The 13,460-nt window shown below is 58.2% G+C and carries 10 protein-coding genes; 6 read left to right on the top strand and 4 right to left on the bottom strand.

The features are described 5' to 3' along the window. Positions 1–31 precede the first annotated feature (31 nt). The 3 genes from HFP54_RS03905 (at position 32) to HFP54_RS03895 (ending at position 2,016) form a co-directional block, all read left to right on the top strand. Complete coding sequence (locus HFP54_RS03905; RefSeq protein WP_390656521.1) at positions 32–1,093, top strand: flagellar basal body P-ring protein FlgI; 1,062 nt, start codon at positions 32–34, stop codon at positions 1,091–1,093. 78 nt (positions 1,094–1,171) lie between these two features. Then, a complete protein-coding gene (locus HFP54_RS03900) occupies positions 1,172–1,519 on the top strand; it encodes a rod-binding protein (protein ID WP_168564095.1) in 348 nt (115 codons plus the stop codon). Continuing rightward, entirely contained in the window at positions 1,516–2,016 is a 501-nt protein-coding gene (locus tag HFP54_RS03895; protein ID WP_168564094.1) for a hypothetical protein, read from the top strand. The genes HFP54_RS03900 and HFP54_RS03895 overlap by 4 nt, the downstream gene beginning before the upstream one ends. Before the next feature lie 49 nt (positions 2,017–2,065). Here HFP54_RS03895 and HFP54_RS03890 read toward each other — a convergent pair whose 3' ends face one another. Next, positions 2,066–3,625: a phytoene desaturase gene (locus HFP54_RS03890; protein WP_146412707.1), complete on the bottom strand. Its 1,560-nt coding sequence runs from the start codon at positions 3,623–3,625 to the stop codon at positions 2,066–2,068. Between the two features lie 102 nt (positions 3,626–3,727). Next, on the bottom strand, positions 3,728–4,444 hold the full coding sequence (locus HFP54_RS03885) for a hypothetical protein (protein ID WP_146412705.1): 717 nt from the start codon (positions 4,442–4,444) through the stop codon (positions 3,728–3,730). Positions 4,445–4,831: 387 nt separating this feature from the next. Between HFP54_RS03885 and HFP54_RS03880 the strand changes: the two genes are divergently transcribed. Further along, positions 4,832–8,503 (top strand): bifunctional proline dehydrogenase/L-glutamate gamma-semialdehyde dehydrogenase, encoded by a 3,672-nt coding sequence (locus HFP54_RS03880; protein ID WP_168564093.1) that lies wholly within the window; start codon positions 4,832–4,834, stop codon positions 8,501–8,503. 59 nt (positions 8,504–8,562) lie between these two features. On the opposite strand, the gene HFP54_RS03875 is transcribed toward HFP54_RS03880, so the two are convergent. Both HFP54_RS03875 and HFP54_RS03870 read right to left on the bottom strand, forming a co-directional pair. After that, on the bottom strand, positions 8,563–9,663 hold the full coding sequence (locus tag HFP54_RS03875) for a hypothetical protein (protein WP_168564092.1): 1,101 nt from the start codon (positions 9,661–9,663) through the stop codon (positions 8,563–8,565). Positions 9,664–10,262: 599 nt separating this feature from the next. Further along, complete coding sequence (locus HFP54_RS03870; RefSeq protein ID WP_146412701.1) at positions 10,263–10,823, bottom strand: hypothetical protein; 561 nt, start codon at positions 10,821–10,823, stop codon at positions 10,263–10,265. Between the two features lie 127 nt (positions 10,824–10,950). Here HFP54_RS03870 and HFP54_RS03865 point away from each other — a divergent pair, with 127 nt between their 5' ends. After that, entirely contained in the window at positions 10,951–12,678 is a 1,728-nt protein-coding gene (locus HFP54_RS03865; protein WP_168564091.1) for a S1 RNA-binding domain-containing protein, read from the top strand. Continuing rightward, positions 12,678–13,457: a TIGR00282 family metallophosphoesterase gene (locus tag HFP54_RS03860; protein WP_168564090.1), complete on the top strand. Its 780-nt coding sequence runs from the start codon at positions 12,678–12,680 to the stop codon at positions 13,455–13,457. The genes HFP54_RS03865 and HFP54_RS03860 overlap by 1 nt, the downstream gene beginning before the upstream one ends. Positions 13,458–13,460: the final 3 nt, after the last annotated feature.

Here is a 13,460-nt window from a genome sequence, read left to right as displayed (position 1 = left end):
TGCCGTGGAATACCGGTGCGACGCCGCCGGAATGCGTTTGGGCGATATCTGTCGTGTCCGCGGCCAGGAAACGAACACGCTGCAAGGCCTGGGGCTGGTGGTCGGATTGCGGGGTACCGGTGACGGTGACGCTGCGACAACCTCGCGCGCCTTGGCTCGAGCCATGCAATTGATGGGTGGTCCCGTTTCCAGTGACACGACGGGGCAATTGAACCTGGACGATGTTGCCGATGCCAAGAACGTGGCGATGGTCGTTGTGACTGCGGTCGTCCCCGCCGTGGGTGCCCAGCAAGGTGATTTGCTGGACGTATCGGTCAGTGCCATCAGCGCCAAAAGCCTGGAAGGCGGTCGGCTGTTGACCACGCCCATGCTGGGGCCGCGAACCGATGACCGGAATGTGTATGCCCTGGCACAGGGCCAATTGCGAGTGTCGCCTGACGGGCCGGCGACCGTGGCGACCGTCGAAGGCGGTGCCAAGATGGAATCCACCATCAAGGCGAACTTCCATACCGACGGGCGGATCACATTGATTCTGGATCAGGACTTTGCCGACTTCATCACTGCCCAACGGGTCGAAGACGAAATCAACAATTACATGGCGATCATCGCAGGCGATTCCGCTACGGCATCGCGGGGTGGATTGGCAAACGGATCCAACCTAACCCCCGGATCGGCACGACTCAGCAGCAACCTTTCGACCGCCCGCGCGATCGATCAGCTGCACATCGAAGTTGAAATTCCGGAACTGGATCGCGCTAGTCCCGTGCGTTTCATCTCCCTGTTGCTGGACACCACCATCCATCTACAGTCCAAATCCAACCGCGTCGTGATCAATGAATCCGATGGCATCGTGGTTATCGGCAAAGACGTGGAAATTGCGCCGGTCCTGGTGACCCATCGCAATTTGCGAATCGAAGCCGGCGGACCTGAATTCGTGGAAATCGGTCAAGACGCTTCGCCGGAAACCAACGCCAAATTGAAAGACCTGGCCGACGCGCTCAACGCGTTGGATGTTTCCACCGAAGATCTGATTGCGATTATCAAGACACTAAAGGCCAAAGGTGACTTGTACGGCGAAGTCGTTTTTCAGTAGTGATTGATTTGCAATCCGGTTGCCTCATCGCGCTGACCGATTGTCCCACCCAAGTGCTTCGTTTCCAAAAGTGTTTCGATGAACGTCCTGCCCAGCCAGAATTCATTCGGTTCCCACTTGGCTGCCGCACCGCGGCGTCCCAATCTGGAAAGCGATTCATCCTTGGATGCGGCAACCAAATCGGCCGGCGAGTCAGAGCCACTGCGTGAAGCTTTCCAAGACTTCGTCGGGCAAACCATGTTCGGTTCGATGTTAAAGGCCATGCGTCAAACGGCGGGCAAACCGGCGTACATGCATGGTGGTCGGGCCGAAGAAGTATTTCAAAACCAAATGGACCAATACATCGTCGAAGATCTGACCGAATCGTCAGCGTCGACGATCAGCGATCCAATGTTCGAACTGTTCAACTTGCAGCGACAATCATGACAAACCCCACATGGCAACAACGTGTTGCCGACTACGCCGAACGTCTAGCTGAAATCAACGAATCGATCGACCTGATTTTGGACGAGACACGTGTCGGCACGGTCAACGTCAAAAGTGAGGAGCTGAAGGCTTCACAGGACGCATTGTCTGCACAGGTGCAAAACCTGCAAAACATGCTGGCCGAACGCGAGGAACTGCTGGCAGCCGATGACGCGGTGGGCAGCGGAACGACCTTGCGAGCGAGACTGATGTCGACGCGTCGCATCGATGATGCACGCCTGGCCAAACGTCTGGACGAAGTCGGCCGTCAAATCGAAGTCACGCGAGAACGTTCGGTTGCCCTGTTCGTTTGCCAGTACCACCTGGCCAATCTGGGCCAGGAATTGATCCGTCTGCTGAGCGGATCGACCGGCGGCGACACATACGGACACAAAATCGGCAAACCGGACACGACCGAACGCGGTCGCGGTGGCGGGCTGTTTAACGAAGCGGCCTAAGCTTGCCTGATGCCACGTCAACTGCGTGGCATCGTGTTGATCACGACGTTCACGCCGGTACCATCGCCGCGACGGCAGGCTTTTTTGCCGTGATGCCGGTGGCCGATGCATCGATGAAGTCCGTGCTGATCCCCAAGTCGGACAACAGCAACCGCGACGTGATGCGACTGGATTCGTAGATCACCGGCAAACCGCTGCCGGGATGCGTTCCGCCGCCAACCAAATACACACCGTCCAATTCCTCAAATCGATTTTGCGGACGACGGTGCAGCATTTGTCCCAAGTTGTGAGCCAAGTTGAATGTGGCGCCGCGATAGATCGCGTAGTCTTTCTTCCAGTCCACCGGCGTGATTCGGTGTTCGGTGCGAATACGATCTCGCACGTCGGTCAGGCCGATCTTGGCCAACTGATCCAACGTTTTTTCACGCAGCGGATCGGCGTGGACCGACCAATCGACGTTGGCGTGTTCATGAGTGACGGGCACCAAAACGTACAAAGTGCTTTGGCCGTGCGGAGCCAATGATGGATCGGTCACGCAAGCGTTCTGGACGTAAACCGACGGATCATCGCTGAGAACATGATCGTGTTCAATGTCGCGAAGGTTTTGTTCGTAATCCGAGCTGATGTAGATGTTGTGGTGCGGCAGGTCTTCGTACAGACCATCGATGCCCAGATACAGCATGTAAGTGCTGCACGAATAACGCTTCTTGGCCAGTTGCTGATCGCTCCATCGGCGACGCATCGCGTTGGGAATGTTTTTGCTGATCCAGTCGGCGAAGTCGGCGTTGATCACAAAGCTGTCGGCTTCATAGCGTTCATCATCGGTGTGCAAAGCCTTTAACCGTCGACCTTGCAGTTCCACCGAACGGACCTCCTGGTCCAAGTGAATCTTTACGCCCATCGACCGGGCCAAATCCCCCATCACTTCGCTGACACGACTGCATCCGCCCATCGGATGATAGACGCCGTGTTCGTATTCCAAGAAGGACAGGATGCTGAACAAGCTGGGGCAATTGAACGGAGACATTCCCAAGTACTTGGACTGGAACGCAAATGCGATGACCAGCCGTGGATCTTGGAAGTACCGTTGCAGTTCGCGTCCCAACGAACGTTGCGGGTTCACATAAAGCGCGGCCGCCAGAACGGACGGACGCAGCAGATCCATTGGTGACGAAAACGGTGATTCCAAAATCGGCCGAAAGCGTTCCAGCTTGACCCGGTTGTCGTCGATGTATCGCCGGAGGGCACCCACATCGCCGGGGGAAATCTGGGCGATTTGGCGATCCATTTCGTCCATGTCGGCGGAACAATCCAGCACGCCGCCGCCGCCGAACGTCAGCCGATACTGGATGTCCAACCGCTGCATCGGACATTCATCCATGAGGTCGTAGCCACAGGATGCAAAGATTTCCGTCAGCACCCGAGGGTACAGAAAGAACGTCGGCCCACAATCGAACCGAAAGCCGTCTTGATGAATCGCCGATGTCCGCCCGCCGACGCGATCCCGCCGTTCCAGGACGGTCACATCACAACCCGCTTTGGCCAATTGCATGGCACTGGCCAGCCCGCCGGGCCCGGCCCCGACAATGACAATCTTCTTGGTCGCCAACGATTCTTCCCTTCCACCGAACCCAATTGAACACGGTCGGGATTCGCCCGAACCGCCGTCACTGTAGAGCCTTGCCGAGTCCCCGGGGAACCAAACGCGGCTTCAATACGTGCCCTTCAGCATTCCCGCTTCGATTTGTCGCCGCACAATCCGCCCAATCTGTACGTCTTCAAACGGTTTGTCGGGTATTCCTGCACGATCGGCCAACAGCTTCGCTCGCAAAACCGTCTCCTTGACCGCGTCGTCATTCAGCGGATCGATCAACACCTGCACCATCAAAGGATCGTCACTGGGACGCATCACTGGTTTCAGCGCATCGGTCACATCGATCCGAACGGCTTCCTGCAATTCGATCGCCCGGCGAAGGCGAGAAAGCTGCAACCGTGCCTCGTCGGCCAGTTCGGGATCCCGCGTTTGAGCGTAGGCTTCGACCGCCTGCAAATCCCCCCATTCGACGATCGGCAAATTGACCAAACGCTGCAGCACGCCGCTGGCCTGCCAATTTTCGACATTGTCCGCTTTCATGTCACGGATGAAGTCTTCGAATTGTTCCAGGACCGCGGCTTTGTCATCCGATTCCAAACGACTTTGTTGGACCATCGGCACAAAGTTCTTCTCCATCGTCACGATGGCCATCTCGGTACGCTTGCCGAAAATCACCCACGCCGACAAGCCGCAACCGATGCAGAACACCATGCCCATGATCAGCGTGGCGGCAAGGATCGCCGGAAAACACCCAGCCTTTTCCTCTTCATCGCCTGTCACCGCACCGGCCTGTGCATGTTCAGGAGTTTCAGGTCGGGGGGAATCGTCGGTCACGGCAATGTCACGAGGGTTGGCGACGCAGAAACGGTGTCAGTCCAGATGGCCATTGGACCGCCGGTGGTAGCGAAAGCTGCACCTGCAACGGGCCGATCGGCCAGCACACGTTATCGTCGTTGACGCATGGCGTGAAAAGGACGGACGCCGCGCCGGCGTATCGCGTCCACTGGGAAATTGTTCAGCTTGGCCCTGGCTGGTCACGGGAAAAGTAACCGAGCAAAAGCGAAGCACGCCTACAATGAAACAGGGCGGAACCACCACCGGATCTCCCACGCGGATCGTATTGATTGATCCACTTCGACGGGCGATCGACACACCCTAGCACTGCGGTCAAGCAATGGGTCCGCCCGGTATCTCGTTCGACACCAATCCAAGGATCATGTCTTGCCTACGCATGAACCCAAATCGCCGTCAGCATATCCCGCATTGGATGCCCGGCGTGATGCGGCCGAAGCCATCGAACTGGCAGCCGATTTGCTGACCGAATCTCGACGTCTTCAAACGCCGCAAGAACGACGCCAGCAATCCGAACTGGATCGCATGATCGGCCACGAAGGAGACAAAGCCACGCTGGTGGAAATGACCGACCAAGCGTTCCGCACGCACACGTCGGCGCGGGTGGCGGACCAGATGACTCACCTGTTGGATCTGCAAGGCATCCCTCGTTTTTTCAACCCGGTCGAACAAGCGATGCTGAAAGGTTTCCAAGCCTTCGGCGAATACTTGCCCGGCGTGGCGGTGCCGCTGGTCAAGGAAAAGATGCGTCGCGAAACGGCGAACGTGATATTGCCAGCCGAACCTGACTTATTAGCTTCCCATCTGGAATCGCGTCAGAGCCATGGTGTGGCCATGAATGTCAACTTGTTGGGTGAGGCGTTGTTGGGTGAAGACGAAACGCGACGGCGAATGCAAGCGTTTTGCGATCTGTTGCGAATGCCCGCGGTACAGTGCATTTCCGTCAAGCTAACGACGCTGTACAGCCAGGTTTCTCCGCTGGCTTTCGATCACACGATCCGTGCGGTGTCCAATCGCTTGGAACGTTTGTATCGCAACGCCAACCACGACGACGGCAATGGGGATCGGCAAGCCAAATTCGTCTATTTGGACATGGAGGAGTACAGCGATTTGCACTTAACCGCCGAAGTGTTGCGCACGACGCTGCAGCGCGACGACTTGGAATCGGTGAAGGCAGGCATCGCACTGCAGGCCTATGTCCCTGATTCCTATTTGGTGATGTGCGATCTGATCCAGTGGTCGGCCGATCGCGTGAAGTGGGGCGGTGTTCCCCTTACGATCCGCTTGGTCAAAGGCGCCAACCTGGAAATGGAACGCGTCCATGCGTCGGTTAGCGGTTGGCCGCTTGCACCGTACACCAACAAGCACGACACGGACGCCAATTACAAGCGGATGTTGTGGGAATTGATCACCGCAGCGTCGGCCGGACACGTTCGGGTCGGCGTCGCGTCACACAACTTATTCGATGTGGCGTTGGCAATGATTTGGACTCAGCGTTTCGGTGCCGCCGATGCCGTCCAGTTTGAAATGCTGGAAGGCATGGCCAATCATCAGCGACGCGCCCTGACCGAGCGTGACGCATCGATGTTGTTGTACGCACCGGCATGTCGCAAGAAAGACTTTTTGCACGCCATCACGTATCTGATTCGCCGGTTGGATGAAAACACGGGTGCGGAAAACTTCCTGCGGCACGCCTATCGTTTGCAACCCAACACACCTGATTTCAAGCGTTTGGCAGATCGATTCGAAGCCGCCCTGATCGACAGCCCAAGAGTTTCGGTACAGCCACGCCGAACACAAAATCGCTGTCTGCCACCGACACCGCCGCCGGCGGCAAAACACTGGACGCAATTCGTCAACGAACCCGACACCGATTGGTCGCTGCCGCACCACGGGCGTTGGGCCCAGGAAACACTGGATCAATGGCAAACAAAGTGCGACGACAACGCGATACGCGTGACATCAGTGATTGCCGGTCATTCGGTGGCGGAAACTTCAAACGATGATAGGGCGGACGCACATCAGTGGTTCACCAACGACGATGTGTCCCGTCCCGGCGTGGTCACCTGTCGCTATCGAAAGGCCGATATCGCCACGGTGATGATGGCGGTGAACATCGCATCGAAATCAACGTGGGCCGCCGACCGATCCGTCGACGAACGTCATGCGGTGCTTCGCAAGGTCGCTCAACTTATCCGTACTCGACGCGGCGATTTGATCGGCAGCATGGTGGCAGGTGCCGGAAAGACCGTCGCCGAAGCAGACCCCGAAGTCAGCGAGGCGGTGGATTTTCTGGAGTTCTATCCACTGACGATGAAGGCATGGGACGAATGCCCCGGCATCGAATGTCGTCCTCGTGGCGTGGTTTCGGTGATCACACCATGGAACTTTCCGCTGGCGATTGCGTGCGGCGGGATCTCGGCGGCAATCTCGGCAGGTAACCCCGTCGTGTTGAAACCTTCGACGCAAACGTTGCTGCCCGCATGGTTGCTGTGCCAAGCCTTTTGGGACGCGGGCGTGCCCAAGGAAGCGTTGCAATTGATCATCTGTGACGATGACGTCGCCGAAGAATGCTTGGTCAAGAATCCGACAGTCGACACGGTGGTGCTGACCGGCGGAACGTCAACCGCGATGCGAATGCTGGACGTTCGTCCGGACCTGCACCTGCTGGCCGAAACCGGTGGCAAAAACGTGACGATTGTCACGGCAATGGCGGACCGTGACTTGGCAATCAAACACGTATTGCACTCGGCTTTCGGACACAGCGGTCAAAAATGCAGTGCGACTTCGCTGCTGTTATTGGAAAACGAAGTCTTCGACGATCCAGTGTTTCGCGAAACCTTGGCGGACGCGGTTCGCAGCCTGCCGGTGGGATCCGCATGGGATTTGCACACCCGCGTGACTCCTTTGGTCGATCCGCCGACGGAAAAGCTTCGGCGTGGCCTACAGGAATTGGAATCCGATGAAACTTGGCTGGTCATGTCCGAACGCGTCGACGGTCACCCGACGCTGTACCGACCGGGGGTGAAGTGGAACGTCCAGCCGGGAAGCTTCACTCACACCACCGAACTGTTCGGTCCCGTTTTGGGCGTGATGCGTTTTGGTCGTCTGGAAGAAGCGATCGAAATGGTTCGCAACACGGGCTATGGGCTGACCAGCGGATTGGAGAGTTTGGACGATCGCGAGATCCGACTTTGGCGTGAGTCCATCCCCGCAGGCAACCTGTACATCAACCGCCCGACAACGGGTGCCATTGTTTTGCGACAACCGTTCGGCGGTGTGGGTCTTTCTGCCTATGGTCCGGGAATCAAAGCGGGCGGACCGAACTATGTATTGGCGTTTTCTCGCATCAGCCACACCAACGATTGGGAACCCGCCGGACAAGAAACCGACACGCCGCACCAGTCTTTGGGGCCATTGTGCCAGTGGATGAAAGACAACGAATCGTCCGAATCTATTTTTGGCAGTGACCAACGCTTCCGATTCCGGCGTGCCGTTGCGTCACAATCGCTGGCTCATCAAACCGACTTTGCGAAGGAACACGACACCTTTCAATTGGTCGGACAGGACAATGTGCGGCGTTATCGTCCGGTCGACGGGATGACGGTTCGCGTCGAGTCGGGTGATGACTTGGCGGACGCTGTGGTGGCGATCTCGGCTGCCGTTTGCGTGGGAACACCGATCACGCTTTCTCTTGCACCTGAAATGGACCAAGTCGCCCGCGATTGGTTGGAGAGCAGCGCGGATTGGTTACCCAGCCTGATCGATCCGATCGAAGAAACGATGGCACAATTGGTGCAACGGATCGAATCCGGGTGCGTCAGCCGACTTCGCACCGTATCGGTCGCCGGCGAGTCCATCCGGCGTGCATGCGGCAAAAGGTTCATTACCGTGATTGATGAACCGGTTGTCGATCACGGGCGCATCGAATGTCTGCGGTACTTGAACGAACAATCCATTTCGCACGATTACCACCGATATGGAAACCTTGGACGTCGATCCGCAAGTTTTGAACGCGGTTCAGAATCGCGAGCTGAATGACTGGAACAACGGGTCGATCCGAATCACCTTCACCGAACCAGTCGTCCGACCAAGACGCGTCACGCCAGGTACCATCGCTGCAGCGAATCCTTCGCCCCGGCATCTCCACGATCACCGGAATCGTCGCCGTCCATGTGCCACGCTGTCGGCGTCTTGCCGTCCAGTTCACTGTGTCGATGATCGCATTCGATGCGATGCTGACGAAGTGATTTCAGTTCACCCCAATCATCGAACAAGTTGGGACGCAGCATCTTGATCACCGATTGTGCGACCCGCCGGTTGGCTTGGGGTAGCGCGGGGGTTCGATCGACATGACGCGAAAGCGTGTTCATCATCGACGCATTCAACAGTGCGGCAGCGGCGCTGTATCCGATCGTCGGCCCCAGTTCGGCAGTTTCATCGGCATAGCTGCGAATCAGTTCTTTGTCGAAGCCATACTTCATCGCCGTCGACAATCGAACCGGCATGCGTCCCAACAATGCATCGGTCCAGCGTTCCACTGTCATTCGTAATCGATTCAAGCGAACCGCGTCGGTCACGCGACAACCGCGATTGTGCAGCATCAAAAACTGGACGCGATTTCGAGCATCCAAGTGGCTGGACTGAATGGCATCGGTGATGGGACTCAGATCTTGTTTACCCGAACCAGCCGCCGTCGAATCTTTGGATGAAGTTGTCGAAGCGTCGCCAGACGAAGACGCATCGCGATCCTTGTCGTGGGACATGCTGTATCCCGAAACCGAATCGCCACCGACAACGATTTCGCCCCAAGGATCGATCGCCCAGTCGTCCGCGTCGGGCAGGGGGCCATCGATCGCGTCTTCATCGGACCAAGTTTTTGAGCAAATCGGTGCCGATCGAAACTGTTGATCCGAGGCGGCGGCCAAGCATGCGACCACACGGGACAACATTTCGCTGACCAGAATCTCCTGTAAAACCACCAGGTGATCATCCCACCAACGCCGCAGGGCGACCCAATCGCCGGCCTGATGCGTCTGGCGATTCCGTGCCATCGCTTGATGCCACAAATCTGAACGCGATCGACAGGCCACCCAGTAATCAGTCAAAGCGCGGGGACAGATCGCGTCTTCGCGGTAAGCGATGGCGTGACCTCGTTGGGCCAGCAGCGAAGCCAGATTGGCCAACTGTAGACAGTGCATGGGCGGTCTTGGCAGACGGGGCAAATGGTCGGACGCCGAAGTCGTTCGGAGGTGGACCGATCGAAAAGGGCGCAGTGATGTCGACACGTCTTTCCCCGCGCTGACGTGCCTGCGACACGATGCAAAAGCAGACGATGTGCCGACCGCCCGCGACCGCGTTGCCACAGATCGCCATGGGCGTCCTGCGAAGAATTGAAATGCCCGGAAATTGCGGGCTCCAACGCACGTCCACCGCATTGCGAATGATCCGCGTGGACTGCTTCGGCAACGCCCAGCGGCAAAAGCGATGTTGCCTGCCGGCATCACGGACGTTGCGTCCCGGCGACATGGATGTCGCAAAACCGGCGGATCGGCAGATTGGATGGGCGGACAAGATGAGGCCGGATGTTCCGCCGGCGCATAAAAAAACGGCCCGGGTTTTGTGCCCCAACCTGCCGATGCTCACCCATCGGACGGCTGAAAAAAAACCCGGGCCGCTCACCGGAGCAGCACTCGTATTTCGCGTGCCCCACACATGCTCATTATGAGCAACTGCTCCTGTCTTTATTATCGAACATGTTTCGTTTTGCGTCCTGAAAAAGGCGGCAAAAACACAGATTTCAGGGTTTCGACGTCGCTATCATCCCCCACAGCAGTTGACACCATTCCACCCACTGAACCTCTGTCAGGTCAGGATTTTCCGGTTGCGATGAACGGACGGATTTCTGACACCGATCGACGAATCCGTCGGCCGACGGATACCAGTCGGGGAATTCCGATTGCAGGGCGATTTCGACTGGATGCTGTCCGGCACCGCGGAACCAATACTTGGCGTTGCCATAATCGCCTTCGCGGCGGTGCATCACGCCATGCAGGTAGCTGCCGGTGGGCGTGTGCAGACGTTGACTGATGCTGTGGCTGCGGTCCAGATCGCCTGCCAACAACCACAGCGTGCTGGCGATGGGATCCCGGTTGGCCGCGGCGGACGCCTGGCACCACTGTTTCGCGGGCGTTCTGGTCAGGAAGTCATCCAATGGGGCATCCCGGCCGCTGTCATCCAGCGGTGGCACGGCGGCGGCGACGATTCGATCGACCAGTTCGCCATCCAAAGCTTGTCTTAACTGGCTTTCAAAGTCGCTGTCGGTCGAGTGGCCTGGTCCGATGATCCGCAGTTGGGGCATGGCTGGAGTTGACTCTATCTGATCGAGAATCGGGTTGTTAGACTGTTCGCCCTTAGCATCAACGGCGATGCCCAGCGATTGACGTTGTGGCCGCCTAATTTACTAACCGATCACGGCACCACCACCGATGACCAACGGCGAACAGACGCCCGAAACCGGGTCCCCTGCGTCGGACAGCGCCAGCCCGCAAGATCCCGCCAACGCAACCGCCCCCACACCTCGCCCGGACGACGCTGTCCCGAATCCGGAAAACGCGTCGGAAAACACGGTGACACCGGATCCGGCGCCGGTGGACACGCCGTCGGCCGCCCCGGCTGCGGAATCCGATTCGTCGGCCGGTGACGATGCCAAACCGGTGGCACGAGGCAGCGGTCCGCTTGCCGCACGTGGGCTGGGGCTGGCCAAACCCGCGTCGCCGGTCGCGACGACCGACGCCGGGGCCGCCCCATCGAACAAGCCCGCCAAGAAGAAAAAGCCGGGCGGCAAAAAAGCCCCGCGTCCTCGCTTGGCCGGCGAACGAGGTTCGACCGACAACGCTCCCAAAGTCGTTCCCAGCGGCGTGACCACTCCGGCCGCCGCCAAGGCGCCGCCCAAGCAAGGCAAGGTCGCCGTCCCGAGTTTGCGGCAACCGTTGTCCGACGACCTGCAGGCCGAATTGGACATGCAACTGGCCGATTCGGACATCGATTCGATTCTGGGTGGCGGTGCCGGCATGCCGGACCGCAAAGAACCGCTGGCCGAAGGTTCGCGGTTACAAGGCCGCGTCCTGAAAATCCATGACGACAGCGTCTTCATCGGCATGGGCGGCCCGGATGAAGGCGTCGTGCCCTTCGAACAGTTCGAACAAGAGCCGGAAATCGGCAGCTCCGTCGAAGTGATGGTTCGCGGTTTCAACGGCGAAGACGGCTTGTACGTCCTGACCTTGCCCGGCCAGGCGGTCGACGTCAGTGACTGGGCGGACATGGAAGAAGGATCCGTCGTCGAAGCCACGATCACGGGACACAACGCCGGCGGTTTGGAATGCAAGGTCGGCGGCGTCCGTGGCTTCATCCCGATCAGCCAAGTCACCGAGTATCGCGTCGAAGACCTATCGGAATTCGTCGACCAACGCATGATCTGTCTCGTGACCGAAGCCAACGAGCGACGCGGTAACCTGGTGCTTTCGCGTCGCGCGATTTTGGAGCGTGAGCGAGAAGAAAAACGCAAGGAGCAGTTGGAAAAGCTGGAAGTCGGCGATGAATTGAAGGGCACGGTCCGCAGCATCAAAGACTTCGGCGCCTTCGTCGATCTGGGCGGACTGGACGGGCTGATCCACATCAGCAAGCTCAGCTGGGATCGCGTCAAACACCCCAGCGAAGTGTTGGAAGAAGGCCAAGAGGTTCAGGTCAAACTGGAAAAGGTCGACAAGGCGACTGGAAAGATCAGTCTTTCCTATCGCGACCTGCTGGAAAACCCTTGGGACACCGCCGAAGCCACCTTCGCCGCGGGCACGGTTCACAAAGGCACGGTGACCCGGATCGCCAACTTTGGCTGCTTCGTCCGTTTGGCCGCCGGCATCGAAGGCTTGGTGCACATCAGCGAATTGGCTCATCATCGCGTTTCGAAAATCAGTGCTTTCGTTTCCGAAGGCGACGAAGTCGAAGTCAAAGTGCTGTCGTTCGATCGCGATACCCAAAAAATCGCATTGTCGATCAAAGCGGCCCAAACCTCGGCCGCTGACACCGCGAAAACCAAACCGACCGAAGAAGAGATCGAACCGCCACGCGAAATGGCCGTCAAGTCACGCCATGACGGTCCGCTGAAAGGCGGCAATAACCGTGACACCGGTGGCGAACGGTTTGGGCTCCGCTGGTAATGCGTTTTCTGTTCCTCGGTGACATCGTTGGAAAACCTGGCTACACCGCGGTGCTGCAGCACGCGGCACCGCTGAAGAAAGAACTGGGTTTAGATGCCATCGTCGCGAACGCTGAAAATGCATCCGATGGTTCCGGTTTGACGCCACGTCAGTTCCAGCGTCTGTGCGACGCCGGCGTCGATGCGATGACGATGGGCGATCACATCTATCGTCGCAAAGAGATCATGGACACGTTGCAGTCCAGCGACCGGATCGTCAAACCGGCGAATTACCCGTCGACCGCCGCGGGTCACACGCACTGCATCGTCGACACACCGGCCGGAAAGCTTGGCGTCGTGTCGCTGCTGGGACGCGTCTATATGCGTCCGGTCGATTGCCCTTTCGATGCGATTGATCGTGTGCTGGGCGAAATCGAATCCAAGGTCGACTGCATTCTGGTCGACGTCCACGCCGAAGCGACCAGCGATAAACAAACGCTGGGACGTTATCTGGACGGTCGTGTCACCGCTGTATTGGGCACCCACACGCACGTGCCGACCGCCGACGCAGCCGTTCTGCCCGGCGGAACGGCGTTCCAATGTGACGTCGGAATGACTGGGCCGTACGACAGCATCATCGGACGGGACATCCGTCGCGTGATGGAAACCACGCGAACGTTCCAACCGACCCATTTCTATGTCGCCACCCGCGACGTCCGTCTATGCGGCGCGGTGATCGAGACGGATTCCGATGGGAAAGCCACATCGATCCAACGTTTCGAGCGCGCCGTGGATGTTTGATCC

It is taken from the genome of Crateriforma spongiae (genome assembly GCF_012290005.1).
GTDB lineage: Bacteria > Planctomycetota > Planctomycetia > Pirellulales > Pirellulaceae > Crateriforma > Crateriforma spongiae.
This window is presented reverse-complemented; position numbering and strand designations above follow the sequence as displayed.

Coding starts and splice junctions, on each gene's coding strand:
- HFP54_RS03870 (WP_146412701.1), bottom strand. CDS start 10,823: ATGCCCCAACTGCGGATCATCGGACCAGGCCACTCGACCGACAGCGAC.
- HFP54_RS03875 (WP_168564092.1), bottom strand. CDS start 9,663: ATGCACTGTCTACAGTTGGCCAATCTGGCTTCGCTGCTGGCCCAACGA.
- HFP54_RS03895 (WP_168564094.1), top strand. CDS start 1,516: ATGACAAACCCCACATGGCAACAACGTGTTGCCGACTACGCCGAACGT.
- HFP54_RS03865 (WP_168564091.1), top strand. CDS start 10,951: ATGACCAACGGCGAACAGACGCCCGAAACCGGGTCCCCTGCGTCGGAC.
- HFP54_RS03905 (WP_390656521.1), top strand. CDS start 32: ATGCGTTTGGGCGATATCTGTCGTGTCCGCGGCCAGGAAACGAACACG.
- HFP54_RS03860 (WP_168564090.1), top strand. CDS start 12,678: ATGCGTTTTCTGTTCCTCGGTGACATCGTTGGAAAACCTGGCTACACC.
- HFP54_RS03900 (WP_168564095.1), top strand. CDS start 1,172: ATGAACGTCCTGCCCAGCCAGAATTCATTCGGTTCCCACTTGGCTGCC.